Here is a 17,297-nt window from a genome sequence, read left to right on the forward strand (position 1 = left end):
CAATAAGATGACGTGACAAACACAGGAGGTGCGGCAAGGTGGCGAGAAAGTTAAAAATCGGGATAACCTGCTACCCGACTCTGGGAGGATCCGGAGTCGTTGCGACGGAGCTCGGCAAGCTGCTTGCGGAACGGGGGCACGAAATTCATTTCATCACGCACAGCATTCCGTTCCGGCTGGGCAAATTCAACAAAAACATATTTTATCACGAAGTCGAAGTCAACGATTATTACGTATTCCGCTATCCTCCTTACGACTTGGCGCTGGCCAGCAAGATGGCCCAGGTCGCGAAAATGCAGCAGCTGGATTTGCTTCACGTTCACTATGCCGTGCCGCATGCCGTATGCGCCTATCTGGCGAAACAGATGAACGGCGACGGCCTAAGGACGGTCACGACGCTGCACGGCACCGACATTACGGTTCTGGCGCAGGATGAATCGCTGAAGGACTTGATCCGGCTGGCGATCCATCAAAGCGACGCCGTTACGGCCGTATCGAATGACCTGATCCAGGAAACCCGTCAGCTGCTCGATATTACGACGCCGATCGATTTGACTTACAATTTCGTGGACAAACGCGTCTATTACCCGCGGGAAGCCGCCGCTCTGCGAGCGGATTTCGCGGCGGAGGATGAAAAAATATTAATGCATATTTCGAATTTCCGGCCCGTCAAACGCGTAGGCGACGTCGTGGATATCTTCGAGCGCGTGTCGCGGAAGCTGCCTTCGAAGCTGCTGCTCGTCGGCGAAGGACCGGAGCTGTCGAAGATCCAATGCAAAATCCGCCAGCTCGGTCTCGAGGACCGCGTCCACTTCCTGGGCAAGCAGGAGGACGTAGCGCAGGTCATCTCTATGGCGGACGTCCTCTTGCTCCCTTCGGAGAAGGAAAGCTTCGGACTGGTCGCGCTCGAGGCGATGGCTTGCGGCGTTCCGACGATCGGTTCGAACGCGGGAGGCATCCCGGAGCTGATTACGCACGGCGAGACGGGCTTCCTGTCGCCGATCGGCGATGTCGAGGATATGGCGGCCAACGTCGAGCGGCTGCTGACGGACAAGAAGCTGCACGAACAATTCAGGCAGGCGTGCTTGTTCAGGGCGAGGAACGAATTTTGCAACGACGTCATTACGACGCAGTACGAGCATATTTATTACCGCGTGCTCGGCATAGAAGCGGATTTGCCCGTGGCGGTGTGCGGCGATTAACGATTCGCCTACTGCGGCGGCTACCGCGTAAAGGACGGTGCATCGCATTTGAAACTATCGCCGCCGGAAGTGATCGCAGCGGCATTGCCAATCGTTACGCGGCTTCGGGAGCATCGCTTCGAAGCCGTCTTTGTTGGCGGCGCGGTTCGGGATACGGTGCTCGGCTTGCCGGTCAAGGACGTCGACATCGCCACCTCCGCGCTTCCGGAGCAGGTGCTTGCGCTGTTCGAACGATGCATACCGACGGGACTGCAGCACGGGACCGTTACCGTCGTTCATAACAAGATTGCGTACGAGGTAACGACGTACAGGGAGGAAGCGCGGTACGAGGCGCACCGGAAGCCGGAGAGCGTTCGTTATATCGCTTCGCTTGAAGGAGACCTGCTGCGCAGAGACTTTACGATGAACGCGATGGCTTTGTCGGCGGACGGAGAATTGATCGACCCTTACGGCGGCTTGCACGATCTGCGCCTCGGTCTTCTCCGCTGCGTCGGCGATCCAAACGCCAGATTCGCGGAGGATGCGCTGCGCATGCTACGCGCGGTCCGGTTTATCGGCGCGTACGGTCTTAAGCCCGCTTACCGGACATGGCGGGCGCTTCTTCGTCACGGCCATTTGATGAAGTTCATCGCCATGGAGCGGGTCGCCTCGGAGCTGGACAAGCTTATCGCGGGCGCGTCGCCCGCGCGAGGGCTTCATTACGCCGCGGCAAGCCGCTTGCTGGAGCATCTGAAGGAGCCGCTGCCCGCCGAAGTGACGCTAGCGGCCGCCGAAGCTTGCCGGACGAGAAGCACCGCAGCTCTATTCGCCGGGCTCGGCAAGCTCAAGGAAGCCGATTTGCGGCTCGCTTCCGTGGCGATCGGCTTATCCTTGACGTCCGATGCCGCGTTGCGGTCGATGCAGGCGCTCCGCTTGTCCAACCAACGGACCAAATCGATCATGGGCCTATTAGGCATCCATCTGGATTTGCAAGAGGCCGAACCGGACCCGGAGGAGCATTCGCTTCGTCCTGCATGGCTCGGCATCGTGCTGCGCTATGGCGTCCGGATGGCCGGGCAATGGCTGGAGATCGCCGAGCTTCTGCAGCGGACGACGCCGGCCCGGTGCATCGTGCCCGCAGCGCAGCTCGAAGCATGGATGAACGAAATGCCCGTCGCAACGCTTAAGCAGCTTAAAGTAAGCGGCAAAGAGCTGGCGGAGCATCTCCGCAAGCCGACTGGCCCATGGATTTCCGACTGGCTGAGCCGGCTGCTGCTCGAGGCGGCTCTCGGCCGCGTGCCGAACGACAAACAGCCGCTTCTACGGCAGGCTGAACTTTGGGACAAAAAAGAGGAATCGAACGATGAATCATGACGCATTGCTGCAATTGTTTACTGCGAGTCCGGGCGAATACGTATCCGGCGAACGGATCAGCCACGAGCTGGGCGTAAGCCGAACGGCGATCTGGAAGCAAATTCGCAAGCTGGAAGCGGCCGGCTACCGGTTCGAAGCTTCCAGAAGGCTGGGTTACCGCTTGCTCAGCGCCCCGGACTTCCTTTCGGCAGAAGAGCTTTGCGCCCGAATGCAAACCGAACGATTCGGCCGGCCCTTCCAGTTGTTCGATACGGTCGATTCCACCCAAAATACCGCCCGTGCCGCGGCAGAGGACGGTGCGGCTGAAGGTACGCTCGTCATTGCGGAGCAGCAGAGCAGCGGACGCGGCCGGATGGGCAGGGGCTGGATTTCCCCGCGCGGCAAAGGAATTTGGATGAGCATGGTGCTTCGGCCATCCGTTCCTATTCATTTTGCCCCTCAGCTTACGCTGCTCACGGCTGTCGCGCTCTGCAGAAGCTTAAGGCGGATTACGGGGCTGTCGATCGGCATCAAATGGCCGAACGACCTGTTGATCGAAGGCAAAAAAATTAGCGGCATCCTGTTGGAATCGGCCGCGGAGGACGAACGGTTGAAATATATAATCGCCGGCATCGGCATCAGCGTCAACTTGGAGGAAAACGATTATCCGGACGAGCTGAAGGACAAAGCGACGTCACTGCGAATCGCGGGCGGCCGTAAGCTGGACCGGACCGAGGTTATCGCCGGCTTCCTGAAGGAATGGGAGCAGCTGTACGAGCTGTATCGGGAGCAAGGCTTCGGGCCGATCGTGACGCTGTGGGAAGCGCTGTCCGTTTCGCTCGGCAAGAAAGTGCGTCTCATTACGCCTCAGGGCGACGTTGCCGGCACGCCGGTGGCGCTGGAGGAAAGCGGCGCGATCCGGGTCAGGCTGGATGACGGCAGCCACAAATCCGTTTTTTCCGCCGAAATGGGCGAACCGCTATAAGGATGCGATACACGTTTACGGACGGAGAAAAATTTGTTACACTACGAGTATCAGGCGGTATTCGCTGCTGAAGCTGCACTGATGAGGAACACAATGATGCAAATGGTTGGCAATGCACATTCTGCTCTGAGCCGTAGGGACCGAGACAGAAGGAAGCACGACAAGCAATCGTTTCCTTTTCCGTTTGGGGACCTTTTTAGCAGCGGCTAAAAGGTTTTTTTGTGTTTATCCTATCATTTGAACGGAGGATGAAGCTGATGAGGAAACGACTGACGATTACAGCCATGAAGAAAATGAAGCAGGAACGCAATGCGATTTCCGTAGTGACGGCTTACGATTATCCTTCGGCGAAGCTGGCCGAGGAAGCGGGGATCGACGTCATTCTGGTCGGGGACTCGCTCGGAAACGTCGTGCTCGGCTACGACACGACCATTCCGGTAACAATTGACGACATCGTCTATCATACGCGGGCGGTCGCAAGGGGAGCCCAGCATACGTTCATCGTCGCCGACATGCCGTTTATGACCTACGGAATCGGACGCGAATCGACGCTTCGCAACGCGGCGAAAATCATGCAGGAAGGCGGGGCCCAAGCCGTTAAGCTGGAAGGCGGCGCCGACATCGCCGAGGATGTCGCGGCACTAGTGAAAGCGGGCATCCCGGTCATGGGCCACATCGGGCTCACGCCGCAGTCCGTGCACCAGCTCGGCGGCTACAAGGTACAAGGGAAGCTCGATCAAGAGGCGGAACGGCTGCTTCAGGACGCGAAGGCGCTCGAGGAAGCGGGGGCGTTCAGCATCGTGCTGGAGCTCGTTACGGAGCCGCTGGCGACGCTGATCAGCGAATCGCTGTCCATTCCGGTCATCGGCATCGGAGCCGGACGCGGATGCGACGGGCAAGTGCTGGTCTACCACGACATCCTGCAGTACGCTTCGCCGTATTTCGAGAAAAAATTCGTAAAAACTTATGCCGATATCGGCTCTACTATACGCCATGCGATCGAATCTTACGTCGCCGACGTGAAGACGGGCGCGTTCCCCGGCGAGGAGCACTCGTTCCAGGCGCAAGCGAAGCCGGCCGCGGTCGACAGCCTCTATGGCGGCGGGGCGCAGGCAGGCGAAGGAAAGAGCAAGCCGGGCAGCGGCGCGTCGAAAGAGGGGGTCGGCTTATCATGATCGTCTGCCGGACGAAAGCGGAATTAAAGGAGAGGCTTGCGCAGCTGCGCAAGCAGGACAGAAGCGTCGGCTTCGTTCCGACGATGGGCTATTTGCATGAAGGCCACGCGAGCCTGATGCGGCAGTCCGCGGCCGAGAACGAGGCGACCGTACTCAGCATATTCGTGAACCCGCTCCAATTCGGCCCGAATGAGGATCTCGACCGTTATCCGCGCGACGAGGAGCGCGACCTCGCGCTTGCGGAAGAATGCGGCGCGGACATCGTGTTTTTGCCGTCGGTGGAGGAGATGTATCCGTCGAAGCCGCTGACGAGCGTCATCGTCAATCAAGTGACCGACCGGCTGTGCGGCGCTTCCAGGCCCGGGCATTTCGACGGGGTGGGCACGGTCGTCAGCAAGCTGTTCCATCTCGTGCAGCCGGATCGCGCCTATTTCGGCCTCAAGGATGCGCAGCAAGTCGCGGTCATCTCGCAAATGGTCGACGACTTGAATTTCCCGGTCGAGATCGTGCCTTGCTCTATTGTACGCGAGCCCGATGGGCTTGCCCTGAGCTCGCGCAACGTTTATTTGAACGCCGAGCAGCGGCGTCAGGCGGTCGTGCTATCGCAAACGCTAAGCGATGCAGCCGAATGGCTGAGTGAAGACGGAATGACGGTCGAGCGGCTTATCGCCCGGGTTAAAGTGCAAATCGCCAAAGCAAGCGAATCGGCGATCGATTACGCGGAGCTGCTTTATTACCCAAGCCTGCAGCCGCCGGCCGCGAATGCGCCGATCCGGTCGATCGGACAGTCTATCATTGTTGCGCTGGCCGTGAAGTTCGGCGGTACGCGATTAATCGATAATCGGATATTTGAAGCAAGCGAGGTGAATGGACATGTTCAGAACGATGATGAAGTCGAAGCTGCACCGGGCAACCGTTACTGAGGCGAACCTGAATTACGTCGGGAGCATAACCATTGACGAGGATTTGATGGATGCGGCGGATTTATGGGAAAATGAGAAGGTGCAGATCGTAAATAACAATAACGGCGCGCGTTTCGAGACGTATGTCATTACCGGGGAACGCGGCTCTGGCGTCATTTGCTTGAACGGGGCGGCGGCAAGGCAGGTGCAGCCGGGCGATCAGGTCATTATTATTTCTTACGCGATGATGACCGACGAGGAAGCGAAGGCGCACAAGCCGATCGTCACGATTCTCGACGAAAGCAACCGACCGCTTCAGCTGCTGAACGCGGAGATGCACGGCGCCATCCTGTAACTGCATGGAATAGAACGGCCGGCCCTGCGTTATGTAACGGCTGGCATACCGTATGAAATACCGCGTTGCGACAAAAAATGAACATACACTCCTTAATCCTTAAGCGAAGGCGGGATGCGGTATGTTCCAGCATATGTTTGCATCAATGAACGAAATGCTCGATCGAATCATGGATCGGTATGATGACGCAGGCGCGCAGGAAAAGAAGCAGTACGAGGAGCAGTTAACCGAATTGAAGAACGTTAGCGACCATTTCGTTGAGCAATGGCTTGAATTCGAGGAGAAGTTCGCCGAATTCAAGGAACGGCGTTCGGAGCCGTCCTCAGCTCAATCGGCATCCACCGCCCCGGCACCGGCGTACTCGGGTTACATGAATGCGGAGCATGAGCTGCCGGTTAGCGGAACGGCGTCCTGCAATGCAGCGGATCTTATGATTTCGGACGAAGCCGCTTCGATTATTTCCAAGGGACAGGGCTATTATAAGTTATTTATGTTTCCTCAAGCGGCAACGCAATTTCAGTCGGCTATCGTCCTATCGCCGGAATGCAACCTCGCGAGACTTTTTTTGGGCATGACGCACATGCATCTTCAGAATTGGAACGAAGCGCAGAGGCATTTTCAATTGCTTATCGCTTTGACGGACTTCCCGAAATGGCTTGCGATGGGCTATAATGCGCTTGGATGCATTCAAGCGATTCACCTGAATTTGGCGCAGGCCGAGCTGCTGTTCAAGAAAGCGCACGACGTTTGTCCAAGCTTCACGGAGGCGCTGAGCAATTTAAGGTCGTGCCAGGAAACACCCCAGCAATTATCGTTATATTTTGGTAGCACGGAGCTGTGCTGTTTGTGAGAGGATCGGGGAATGAATGAAATTTGCTGTATTAGACTTGGAAACGACGGGACACGGCCGTAGCGACGATATATTGCAGGTCGGGCTGGTCATCGTCTCGGAAGAGCTGGACGTTATCGATACGTTCAGCTCTTACGTTCGGCCTAATATCCCAATACCGGCTTTCATCACCCAATTGACGGGCATCGAGGAATCGGACGTCGCCGATGCGCCGGAGCTCCACGAGGTGCTGGTCCGGCTGATTCCGCTGCTCGACGACGCCGTGCTCGTCGCCCATAACGTCGGGTTCGACGCCGGCTTCTTGAATCAGGCGCTCGATCGCTGCGGGTATTACCCGTTTGCCGGCCGCAGGCTCGATACGATCGAACTGCTGCGCATTTTGTATCCGACCATCAATACGTATCAGCTGGGGGCCGTGACGGAGCTGTTCGGCATCGAGCACGATCAGCATCACCGCGCAGACAGCGATGCGATGGCGACCGCGCACCTGCTTATCGAATCCGTCAACAAGCTTCGGAACATGCCGCTGCTCACTTTGCAGCGGCTGTCCGCGCTTATCGACGATGGAAGCGATTTAAGCTGGTTTATTAAAGAAACGCTTCAGCGAATGGAATTCCGCGTCGTGTTCGAGTCGAACGAGTACGATTATTTTAACCAGTTCGCCTTGAAGGTGAAGGAATGGTCCGACGAAGAGCCGCCGCGCGCGGACGAAGGAGAAGAACCGCTGCAGGGCGTCGCGTTCGAGCAATATTTGGCCGACGTCAAGCAAAGGTTCGAGGAGAAATACCCGAATTACGAGGAGCGCGAGGCACAGGCGGCGATGTTCCGGGAAGTGTACGGGGCGCTGAGCGGGAACCGGCATCTTCTGATCGAAGCCGGGACGGGAACCGGCAAATCGCTCGGGTATTTGATACCGGCTTTGTATTACGGCGTTCAGAACGGCAAGAAAGTCGTCGTCAGCACGCATACCATCAATTTGCAGGAGCAGCTCCGGCAGCGCGATTTGCCGCTGCTGAACGATGTCCTGCCCTTCGAATTCAAGGCGTCCGTCTTCAAGGGCCGCGGCAATTATTTATGCTTGCGCAAATTCGAAGGGAAAGTGAACACAAAGGATCTCGTCTCTCCGATCGAGGATGGGGTTACGGCCGCACAGATGGTCGTATGGCTGGGCGAAACGGAAACCGGCGATCAGGAGGAGCTGAATTTCGGGAACAAAGGCGCCGAATTCTGGTCGACGGTCGCCAGCGATACGGATTCCTGCTTGAACCGCGCATGCCCTTGGTTCAGAAGATGCTTCTATCATCGGGCGAAGCACGAAGCGAATATCGCGGATGTCTGCATTACGAATCATTCGATGCTGTTCACGGACATTCAAGCCGACCATCGCCTGCTGCCGACGTACTCGCACTTGATCATCGACGAGGCCCATCATGTCGAGGAAGTGGCCGGCAAGCATCTCGGCATGCAGAACAATTATTTCTCGCTCGCGCAGGCCATCGTCCGCTTGTATAAAGATTCCCGTTCGGGACTGCTCCCCGCGCTTCGGCAGAAGCTTCTTTCGGAGGACGACGCCCATCAAACGGCCTGGATCGAGACGATCGATACCGTCATTCCCGTCTTCCAGGAAGTGAAGGAGCATTGGGATAAGCTGTTCGAGCTGTTCTACGGCTTCACCTCCGTTTCGGGCGACAGCTCGAGCGATAACGGGCAATCGGTATGCCGGTTGAAGAAGGATCAGCTGCCTAAGGGCTGGGAAGACGCGGTTGCCGCGGAAGCGAACATCCACACCGAGTTGAACCGGGTCATACGCACGGTCGAGAAAATGATGAACGACGTTAAAGAAAGGGTCGACGATTCGGCGATCCAGGCGCTGCTTACCGATTTGAACGGCGCAGTGCGCGACTTGACGCGGGTGAAGGACGAGCTGCGGACGTTTATCAAGCTGGAGCTTGCCGATTCCGTGTTCTGGATCGAGGCAAGCACCTTGTACCGTTTCCGTTCCGTCCAGCTTTACGGCGTCCCCGTCGACGTGAGCGCCCAGCTGCAGAAATATTTTTTCGATGTGAAAGAAAGCATCGTGCTTACCTCCGCAACCCTTTCCGTTCAGAAATCGTTTCAGTACGCGGCGGAACAGCTTGGTCTTTCGGGATACGAGGAACAAGGCCGGCTGAAGACGGTGCAGCTTCCGTCGCCTTTTAATTACCGCGAGCAGGCTCTCGTCGTCATCCCGCGCAATTTTCCGGTGCTGAAAGGGTCGAACGTCGACGATTCGTATTTGGATATGCTGACGCGATCGCTCGCCGACGCCGCGCGCGAGACGAATGGACGTATGCTCGTTCTGTTCACCTCGTACCGGATGCTGAAGCAGGTCTACGAGCCTCTGAAGGAGCTGCTGACGGAATCGGGCATTCAGGTGCTTGGCCAAGGGATCGACAGCGGCAACCGCTCGAAGCTGACGAGACGGTTTCGCCAGACGCCGGAATCGGTGCTGCTCGGCACGAGCAGCTTCTGGGAAGGGGTCGACATCCCCGGCGAGGCGCTCGTATGCCTGGCGATCGTCCGGCTGCCCTTTCAGCCGCCCAATCATCCGCTCGCGGAGGCGAAGGCCGAGATGCTTCAACGGCAGAAGCAAAATCCGTTCATGAAGCTTTCGATCCCGCAGGCGGTCATTCGTTTCAAGCAGGGATTCGGCCGTCTCGTGCGCACGTCGTCGGACAAAGGAATCGTTATTATTTATGATACGAGGGTTATCGATACGTATTACGGCAAACATTTTTTGTATTCGCTGCCGGGTCCGAAGATCGAGACGATGCATGTCGAGCAGATGGTTGGCCGGATGCGGGAATGGCTTGCTCCCGATCATCCGCCGGAGCCGCTCGCGGTTCCGGCCTCGAACGCGGGAGATGAGGAGGAGAAGGGTTGAAACAAGCGAAAATTTCGGAAGCCGTCGTCCGGCGGCTTCCCATTTACCTTCAAGTATTGAACGAAATGCTGCTTCGCGAAATCCAGACGGTATCCTCTCAGGAGCTGGGCGTGAAGCTCGATCTGAATCCCGCGCAAATCCGCAAGGATTTGGCATATTTCGGCGAGTTCGGGCGCAAAGGCGTCGGCTACGACGTCGTCTATTTGATCGAGAAGATCCGGCAAATCCTCAAGGTCGACCAGACCATCAAAGTTGCGCTCGTCGGAGCGGGAAACCTTGGACACGCCCTATGCAACTACAACAAGTATTCGAAGGACAACATGAAAATTACGGCGGTATTCGACGTTCATCCGAGCAAAATCGGAACGAGCATCAACAATTTGAAGGTGCTCCCGATGACCGAGCTTGCCGCGACCGTCGCCGAGCAAAAGATTCGTATCGGCATCATTACGGTGCCCGCGTTCGAAGCGCAAAACGTCGCGAACCAGTTCGTCGAAGCGGGCATCGAAGGCATATTGAATTTCGCTCCCGCCATTCTGCGCGTACCGGACGCTATCCGCATACATAATGCCGATTTCACGAAGGAATTGCTTAGCCTTGCGTATTATTTAAATCGAGAAGGAGACGCGCAATATGAGTCAGATTTGGATTGAGAACGGGTTGTTTATTACGATGGACGAGACGCGGCCGACCCTGCGCGGCCATATGGTCGTGACGGACGACCGGATTACGTATTTGGGCGAGGAGCCTCCGGCCATGCAAGCGGAAGGCGTGCAGAAGGTGGACGGCAGCAGGCTGGCATTCCTGCCCGGCCTTATCAATACGCACGGCCATGCGGCGATGAGCTTGCTGCGCGGCTATTCCGACGATCAAAATTTGCAAGTATGGCTCGAGCAAAAAATGTGGCCGATGGAAGGGAAGTACGTCGACCGGGACACGTGCGCGGGCAGCGCGCTCGCGATCGTCGAGATGCTTCGCACGGGCACGACCGCATTCGTAGACATGTACGACCGGATGGATCAAGTCGCGGAGATGGTGGAGCAGGGAGGCATTCGGGGCATACTGACCCGCGGAGTCATCGGACTGTGCCCGGAAGACGTGCAGGAAGCAAAGCTTGCCGAAGCGATCGCATTCGCGCGCGAATGGAACGGCAAGGCGGACGGCCGCATTTCGACGATGATTTCCCCGCATGCGCCGTACACTTGCCCGCCGGCTTATATTGAACGGTTCGTGCAGGCCGCGCATGACTACGATCTGCCGCTTCATACACATATGTCGGAGACGCTCGCCGAAGTGGAGCAGAACGAGCGCGACTATGGCCTGCGACCTGTGCTGCATCTCGATCGGCTTGGGTTCTTCTCGCGCCCCGCGCTCGTCGCGCATGCCGTACATCTTAACGATGCGGAAATCGAGCTGCTTGCGGAGAAGGGCGTGTCGGTCTCGCATAATCCCGTCAGCAACTTGAAGCTGGCGAGCGGCATCGCACGCGTACCGGAGATGATGCGGGCGGGCATTACGGTATCGCTCGGTACGGACAGCGTGGCGAGCAACAACAATTTGGACCTGTTCGAAGAAATCCGACTCGCCGCTTTGCTTCATAAAGGAGTATCCGGCGATCCTACCGCCATTCCCGCGATGGAAGCGCTGAAGCTGGCAACCGTATACGGAGCGAAGGCGATTTGGCAGCAGGATCGGATCGGCATGCTGCGCGAAGGCATGAAAGCGGATTTCATCGCAATCGACTTGGAACAGCCGCATTTCTACCCGAAAACCGATATCGTCTCGCATCTCGTCTACTCCGGTTCGGGCCGGGACGTTCGGCATGTATGGGTCGACGGACGCCAGGTCGTGCACGCAGGGGAATGCACGCTTCTGGACGAGGAGAAAATCCGTTACGAGGCGCAGGCGAGCTTCGAGCGCCTGCTGAACGGTTAAATGCTGCGCTCCGTTACGAAGAAGCGTCCGCCGTTCATGACGGCGCAGCGCTGGGTGTTCGTTATCGTGGCGAGCTTGCTGCTGCTCGGCACGGCGATCGGCATCTATTTCCGCGACATTCAGATGCCAAGGTGGAGCGCCGAGCGCGATGCCGAGGCAAGAGCGGTCGAAGCGGCGGATTTGGCCGAGGTCGAGCAAGTCTATCATCATATTTGGAACAAGGAAAGCTGGGTCGTGAAGGGGGTAGACGCGAATAGCGATGAAGTGTTCGTATGGCTCGCCGAGGAGAACGAGCCGATGACGCTGAAGGCGTCCGAAGGCATTTCCGCAAGCGAGCTGAGGTCCGCATTCGCGCTCGGCAAGCCCCAGGCCGACATTAAACGAATGCAGCCGGGGCTGCTGAACGATACGCCGGTGTGGGAAATATTTTACCGCATCGCCGGAAGCCCGGACCGCTACTATTACGACTTCTACCGGTTCGACGACGGCACGTTTATCGACGAATACAAATTGCCCGCAGAGACGGAGCCGTAAGGCTCCGTTTCCTATTTTTACACGGCCAATCCCGCCGTTAATTATGATATACTTTCGTATAGCGGAGTTGATATACGAAAAGCATATAACGATATAAACAACGGGAGGGATATGGATATGAGGAAACCGCGCGTAATTCCCGTTCTCATAACGGCCGCCGTAGCGGCATCTTTACTGTTCGGCGGATGGGCCGTTTATAATCAGGTAGCGGTGGCCGCGCCGCTCGAGAAAGTGGCGAAGGAAGCGGAGGGCGTCGCGTCTTCGGCCAAGCCGGTCATGGACGACAAGCAGGTGACGATCGACGTCGTGCTCGAGCCGGACGCGAACATTCGCGACGTCTACGAGCGCATTGCGGCGAACGGCAAGGAGCTGTTCGGCGGCCGCAAGCTGAACCTGAACGTGAAATCGGAATCAAGCAAAGAGCTGGACGAGCTTTGGTCGTCGTCCCTGTTCGTCGTTGCCGAAGCGATGGAGACGAAAGCGTATTCCAACATTCCGGCTGCCTTGAAGGAAGCGGCCAAAGGTTACGACGGCGTTACCGTATCGACGGAGATGGACGAAACGAACGTGTATGTCACGCTCAAAAAAGCGGATACGGCGAAATACATTGTCCTTCCGCGCACGCCAGCCCAGCTGGAGGTGTGGTAATATGCGCAAATATTGGCCTGAAATACTGATCGGAGCCATCCCCGTCGTTATTGCCTTCTTTATCTTCATCGGGCAGAACGTGGTGCCTATGCTCATGCTTGCGGCGATCGGCTTCGGCGTCGTCTACGCATCGCGCGGCAGAGGCAAGCTGACGGCTTTGCCCGGTCAGCAGCGGCGTCCGAGCGCGAAAGCCGAATCGTTCTCGTTCGAGCAAATCGGCGGGCAGGAGCGGGCCAAGCAGGAGCTTATCGAGGCGCTCGATTTTCTCGTGAAGCAGGAACAGATCGCGAAGCTCGGCATCCGCCCGCTCAAAGGGATATTGCTGTCGGGTCCTCCGGGAACGGGCAAGACGCTGCTGGCGAAGGCGGCCGCGCATTATACGGATTCGACCTACTTGGCCGCATCCGGCAGCGAATTCGTCGAGATGTACGTCGGCGTCGGCGCGGGAAGAATCCGCGACCTGTTCAAGGAGGCGCGTACGAAAGCGGCCAAAGCAGGCAAAAACAGCGCCGTTATCTTCATCGACGAGATCGAGGTCATCGGCGGCAAGCGGGACGGCGGACAGCAGCGCGAATACGATCAGACGTTGAACCAGCTGCTGACGGAAATGGACGGCATCCACGCGAACGAAGCGCCGCGCATATTGCTGATTGCGGCGACGAACCGGAAGGAGATGCTCGACAGCGCGCTGCTTCGGCCGGGCCGGTTCGACCGGCACATCGGCGTCGACCTGCCCGACAAGAAAGGCAGACTGCATATTTTGAACATCCATGCAAACAATAAACCGATCGCGGATAACGTGGAATTGGAGAAAATCGCGTCGGAATCGTTCGGCTTCTCGGGCGCGCAGCTCGAGAGCGTCATGAATGAGGCGGCGATTTACGCCCTGCGCGAGAATGAGGAGCGGATCGCGGAGTCGCATCTGTCGATGGCGATCGACAAGGTTATGATGGGCGAGAAGACGGACCGCGAATCGACCCGGGAAGAGAGGGAGCGGGTGGCGCTCCACGAGCTCGGACATGCCATCATGGCGGAGATCGTACGCCCGGGCAGCGTCTCGCAGGTCGCCTTGTCTCCGCGCGGCGGAGCGCTTGGTTACGTCAGGCACAATCCGCAGCAGGACCAATACCTGTACACGAAGCAATTTTTGAACGGCCAGATCATGATCGCGCTCGGCGGCGCGGCTGCGGAGGAAATGTTCTACGGCGAGCGAAGCACCGGCTCGCGCAGCGATTTCGAGCAATCGATGGGCATCGTGAAGACGCTCGTGGAATCCGGCTTGACGGAGATGGGCATCATCGATTCGTCAATGATGACGAAGGACGCCTGGGCAAGCATCAACCGTTCGATCCTCGACGAGCTGATGGAGAAGACGAAGGAGGCGCTCGAGGAGAGACGGGACGTCTTCACCCGCTCGCTTGCGACGCTGATGCGCGAGGAAACGCTGAGCGGCGACGAGTTCCGACACCTTTTGGACGAAAATTCTGCCGCTTAAAACGGTTACAATATTACAATTTGAAGGCGGGTATCGTTACCGCCTTCTCTTTTTTATGAAAATCGTTATAATGAGATTGAATCGAATTCACGACATATTTTGAACAATTGGTTATAAGAACCTATTCACCGGAAAAAAGGAGTCGTCGCATTTGAACATAAAGAAGGTCGGCGTGATCGGCGTCGGAACGATGGGCCAGGGCATTGCGGAAATGCTGGCTTCCAAAGGTTTGGACGTCCTTATTATTGAACGCTCGGAGGAGCGGCTGACATACGGCAGGCAAATGATCGAGATCAACTTGGATAAGCAAATCGAGAAGTGGGCCCTCACGCAGGCGGAGAAAAAGCTGATCATGTCGCGGATCGAACCGACGCATGGCTATGACCGTCTTCGGGAATGCGAGCTCGTGATCGAGACGGTTACGGAGGATCTCGAAGCCAAAAAGACGATATTCGAGCAGATCGACCGGATTTGCGGTTCCGGCGTCATTCTGGCAAGCAACACGTCCACGCTCAGCTTGACGGAGCTTGCGAGCGTTACGAAGCATCCCGACCGCGTCATCGGCACGCATTTCATTTATCCGGTATCGAAGATCGATCTCGTCGAAATCGTGCGCGGCTTGAAGACATCGGAGGAAATCTTCGCGAGAACGAAACATTTCGTCGAAGAGGTCATTCACAAAAAAGGGATCATGGTGTTCGAATCGCCCGGTTTCGTCACGACTCGGCTGATCTGCCTGCTGATCAACGAGGCGCTGCACGTCCTGGAGGAAGGCGTAGCTTCCGCGGAAGACATCGATAACGCGATGCGGGTCGGCTATTCGTTCCAGCACGGTCCGTTCGAGATGTGCGACCGCTTCGGCCTCGATTCCGTGCTCGCCGCGCTCGAGCGGATGTTCCGCGAATACGGCGAGCTGAAATACCGTCCGTCCATCGTCCTTAAGAAGATGGTGCGCGCCGGTCATTTGGGCGTCAAATCGGGCGTCGGCTTCTTCAAATACGACAAGGATGGGGATCGGATCGAATGAAAGTACTCGTCATCAACGCAGGAAGCTCCTCGTTAAAATATCAGCTGTACGACATGACGGACGAGTCGGTGCTGGCGAGCGGCCGGGTGGAGCGGATCGGGATGGATTCCTCGATCGTGACGCACGAGCCGGCCGGCAAGCCCGAGGTGCGCCAAGTCAGCGAAATATTGGACCATGTCACGGCGGTCAAGCGCGTCATGGAAATGCTGACGAACCCGGAGTTCGGGGCGATTGCCCATATGAGCGAAATCGATGCGGTCGGCCACCGGGTCGTGCACGGCGGCGAGGCGTTCAGCAGCTCGGTCCTTGTCACGCTGGAGGTGAAGCTCGAGATCCGGAAGCTGTTCGATCTCGCGCCGCTGCACAATCCGGCTCATATGATGGGGATTTCCGCGGTCGAAGCGAACTTGCCGGGCGTTCCCCAGGCGGTCGTCTTCGATACGGCCTTTCACCAAACGATGCCGAACACGTCGTATTTGTATCCGATTCCGACGGTATTATACCGACGTCACCAAGTTCGCCGCTACGGCTTCCACGGCACTTCCCATTCTTACGTGAGCGCGCAGGCGGCCGCGTACTTGCGCAAGCCGCTCGAATCGCTTAAGATGATCACCTGCCATATCGGCAACGGCGCAAGCTGCACGGCGATTTTGAACGGCAAATCGTACGATACGAGCATGGGCATGACGCCCCTCGAAGGATTGATGATGGGAACGAGAAGCGGCGATCTCGATCCGGCCATCGTCCCGTTCGTCATGAACAAAGAGGAATTGACATTGAATGAAGTTAATTCTATGCTTAACAAACATAGCGGCATGCTCGCCGTATCCGGCATCAGCAGCGATATGCGCGAGGTGACGGAAGCGATGGAAGAAGGCGACAAGAACGCGAAGCTCGCATTCGACATGTACTGCTACCGGGTGAAAAAATATATCGGCTCATACGCGGCGGCAATGAACGGTTTGGACGTGCTCGTCTTTACGGCGGGGGTCGGCGAGAATTCCGCTGCGCTACGCAAAGCGGTATGCGAGGGCATCACGTTCCTCGGCATCGAGCTTGACGACAAGCGCAACGCCGAGCGGAGGAAGGACACGAGGGAAATTACCGTCGCGGGCTCCAAGGTGAAGGTGCTTGTCGTGCCGACCAACGAGGAGCTGCTTATCGCAAGGGATACGTTCCGACTCGTGAAGCAGTCCAGAACCTCATAGCAGCCGCCGATAGCCGAGGGGGAGACGGCAAAGCGTGAACAACGAGATTTGGAAGGCGTACTCTCACGGAATGGCCGCGGCGCTGCAGGAGGGCGGCGTACACGTTTCGGCCATGCTGCTGCGCACGTACCGCCAGCTTGATTTGTCGGATTCGGAAGCGATGCTGATGCTGCAAATTATGGCCTATTCGGAAGCTGACCGGAATGAATTTCCGACGCCGGAGCAGCTTGGCGAGCGGATGGGGCTGTCCGTCGCGGCGATCGGACAAATGCTCGGCAGACTGCTCAAGGAAGATTTCCTGACGATCGACGAATATATGGACGGGGCGACCGGAAGACAGGCCGAAAGGTATAATTGGAGCGGATGGCTGTACAAGTCGGCGCAGCTGACTTCCGAGCTGAGGCGGGAGACGAGGAAAGCGGAGCGCCAGCAGCCTGCGCGACAGGCGGTATCGGCGTCAACAGACTTGTTCAGCGTGTTCGAGCAGGAGTTCGGCCGGCTATTGTCGCCGATGGAATGCGAGACGATTGTCGCCTGGCTCGACCAGGACCGCTATACGGAAGAGATCATCCTCTTCGCGCTGAAGGAAGCCGTGTTCGCCGGCAAGCTCAGCCTTCGGTATATCGACCGGATCTTGTTCGAATGGAGCCGCAACCGGATAACGAACGCCGAGGAAGCGCGGGCTCATGCGCAGAAATTCAGGGGAAGAAGCTAAGCCGCGGTCGG

At 57.5% G+C, this 17,297-nt stretch carries 16 protein-coding genes; all 16 read left to right on the top strand.

The features are described 5' to 3' along the window. Positions 1-38: 38 nt before the first annotated feature. Positions 39-1,202: an N-acetyl-alpha-D-glucosaminyl L-malate synthase BshA gene (bshA, locus tag IDH41_RS13950; RefSeq protein WP_190861985.1), complete on the top strand. Its 1,164-nt coding sequence runs from the start codon at positions 39-41 to the stop codon at positions 1,200-1,202. A gap of 48 nt (positions 1,203-1,250) precedes the next feature. Further along, positions 1,251-2,555, top strand: a complete 1,305-nt coding sequence (locus IDH41_RS13955; RefSeq protein ID WP_190861987.1) for a CCA tRNA nucleotidyltransferase — start codon at positions 1,251-1,253, stop codon at positions 2,553-2,555. Continuing rightward, complete coding sequence (locus tag IDH41_RS13960; protein ID WP_190861989.1) at positions 2,545-3,519, top strand: biotin--[acetyl-CoA-carboxylase] ligase; 975 nt, start codon at positions 2,545-2,547, stop codon at positions 3,517-3,519. Before IDH41_RS13955 ends, IDH41_RS13960 begins: the two co-directional genes overlap by 11 nt. 257 nt (positions 3,520-3,776) lie before the next feature. Next, complete coding sequence (gene panB / locus IDH41_RS13965; protein WP_190861991.1) at positions 3,777-4,694, top strand: 3-methyl-2-oxobutanoate hydroxymethyltransferase; 918 nt, start codon at positions 3,777-3,779, stop codon at positions 4,692-4,694. Continuing rightward, on the top strand, positions 4,691-5,617 hold the full coding sequence (panC, locus tag IDH41_RS13970; RefSeq protein WP_190861992.1) for a pantoate--beta-alanine ligase: 927 nt from the start codon (positions 4,691-4,693) through the stop codon (positions 5,615-5,617). Before panB ends, panC begins: the two co-directional genes overlap by 4 nt. Continuing rightward, positions 5,568-5,951 carry an aspartate 1-decarboxylase gene (panD, locus tag IDH41_RS13975; RefSeq protein ID WP_190861994.1) on the top strand — a complete coding sequence of 128 codons (384 nt, stop codon included), beginning with the start codon at positions 5,568-5,570 and terminating at the stop codon, positions 5,949-5,951. The genes panC and panD overlap by 50 nt, the downstream gene beginning before the upstream one ends. A gap of 121 nt (positions 5,952-6,072) precedes the next feature. Beyond that, entirely contained in the window at positions 6,073-6,801 is a 729-nt protein-coding gene (locus tag IDH41_RS13980) for a tetratricopeptide repeat protein (RefSeq protein WP_190861996.1), read from the top strand. A 16-nt stretch (positions 6,802-6,817) separates the two neighbouring features. Then, positions 6,818-9,724 (top strand): ATP-dependent DNA helicase DinG, encoded by a 2,907-nt coding sequence (dinG, locus tag IDH41_RS13985; RefSeq protein WP_190861998.1) that lies wholly within the window; start codon positions 6,818-6,820, stop codon positions 9,722-9,724. Next, positions 9,721-10,377: a redox-sensing transcriptional repressor Rex gene (locus IDH41_RS13990; RefSeq protein WP_190862000.1), complete on the top strand. Its 657-nt coding sequence runs from the start codon at positions 9,721-9,723 to the stop codon at positions 10,375-10,377. The genes dinG and IDH41_RS13990 overlap by 4 nt, the downstream gene beginning before the upstream one ends. Continuing rightward, positions 10,358-11,659 carry an amidohydrolase gene (locus tag IDH41_RS13995; RefSeq protein WP_190862002.1) on the top strand — a complete coding sequence of 434 codons (1,302 nt, stop codon included), beginning with the start codon at positions 10,358-10,360 and terminating at the stop codon, positions 11,657-11,659. The genes IDH41_RS13990 and IDH41_RS13995 overlap by 20 nt, the downstream gene beginning before the upstream one ends. Then, positions 11,660-12,193, top strand: coding sequence for a cell wall elongation regulator TseB-like domain-containing protein (locus tag IDH41_RS14000; protein WP_190862004.1), 534 nt, complete (start codon positions 11,660-11,662; stop codon positions 12,191-12,193). 117 nt (positions 12,194-12,310) lie between these two features. Beyond that, entirely contained in the window at positions 12,311-12,841 is a 531-nt protein-coding gene (locus IDH41_RS14005) for a hypothetical protein (protein WP_190862006.1), read from the top strand. Between the two features lies 1 nt (position 12,842). Beyond that, the gene (locus IDH41_RS14010) at positions 12,843-14,336 is read left to right on the top strand and encodes an AAA family ATPase (protein WP_190862008.1); all 1,494 of its coding nucleotides are present in this window, start codon (positions 12,843-12,845) and stop codon (positions 14,334-14,336) included. A gap of 106 nt (positions 14,337-14,442) precedes the next feature. Further along, positions 14,443-15,363: a 3-hydroxyacyl-CoA dehydrogenase family protein gene (locus tag IDH41_RS14015; RefSeq protein ID WP_317890749.1), complete on the top strand. Its 921-nt coding sequence runs from the start codon at positions 14,443-14,445 to the stop codon at positions 15,361-15,363. Beyond that, positions 15,360-16,571 (top strand): acetate/propionate family kinase, encoded by a 1,212-nt coding sequence (locus IDH41_RS14020; protein ID WP_190862012.1) that lies wholly within the window; start codon positions 15,360-15,362, stop codon positions 16,569-16,571. Before IDH41_RS14015 ends, IDH41_RS14020 begins: the two co-directional genes overlap by 4 nt. 34 nt (positions 16,572-16,605) lie before the next feature. Then, positions 16,606-17,286 carry a DnaD domain protein gene (locus IDH41_RS14025; protein ID WP_317890747.1) on the top strand — a complete coding sequence of 227 codons (681 nt, stop codon included), beginning with the start codon at positions 16,606-16,608 and terminating at the stop codon, positions 17,284-17,286. Positions 17,287-17,297 lie beyond the last annotated feature (11 nt).

Origin of the sequence: Paenibacillus arenilitoris (genome assembly GCF_014705655.1) — a bacterium.
GTDB classification, from domain to species: domain Bacteria; phylum Bacillota; class Bacilli; order Paenibacillales; family Paenibacillaceae; genus Pristimantibacillus; species Pristimantibacillus arenilitoris.

Excerpts from the sequence above, each read along its gene's own strand:
- IDH41_RS13980 (WP_190861996.1), top strand. The coding sequence starts at position 6,073 with ATGTTCCAGCATATGTTTGCATCAATGAACGAAATGCTCGATCGAATC.
- IDH41_RS14000 (WP_190862004.1), top strand. The coding sequence starts at position 11,660 with ATGCTGCGCTCCGTTACGAAGAAGCGTCCGCCGTTCATGACGGCGCAG.
- IDH41_RS14010 (WP_190862008.1), top strand. The coding sequence starts at position 12,843 with ATGCGCAAATATTGGCCTGAAATACTGATCGGAGCCATCCCCGTCGTT.
- panC (WP_190861992.1), top strand. The coding sequence starts at position 4,691 with ATGATCGTCTGCCGGACGAAAGCGGAATTAAAGGAGAGGCTTGCGCAG.
- IDH41_RS14020 (WP_190862012.1), top strand. The coding sequence starts at position 15,360 with ATGAAAGTACTCGTCATCAACGCAGGAAGCTCCTCGTTAAAATATCAG.
- panB (WP_190861991.1), top strand. The coding sequence starts at position 3,777 with ATGAGGAAACGACTGACGATTACAGCCATGAAGAAAATGAAGCAGGAA.
- IDH41_RS14005 (WP_190862006.1), top strand. The coding sequence starts at position 12,311 with ATGAGGAAACCGCGCGTAATTCCCGTTCTCATAACGGCCGCCGTAGCG.
- dinG (WP_190861998.1), top strand. The coding sequence starts at position 6,818 with ATGAAATTTGCTGTATTAGACTTGGAAACGACGGGACACGGCCGTAGC.
- IDH41_RS13995 (WP_190862002.1), top strand. The coding sequence starts at position 10,358 with ATGAGTCAGATTTGGATTGAGAACGGGTTGTTTATTACGATGGACGAG.
- IDH41_RS13960 (WP_190861989.1), top strand. The coding sequence starts at position 2,545 with ATGAATCATGACGCATTGCTGCAATTGTTTACTGCGAGTCCGGGCGAA.
- panD (WP_190861994.1), top strand. The coding sequence starts at position 5,568 with ATGTTCAGAACGATGATGAAGTCGAAGCTGCACCGGGCAACCGTTACT.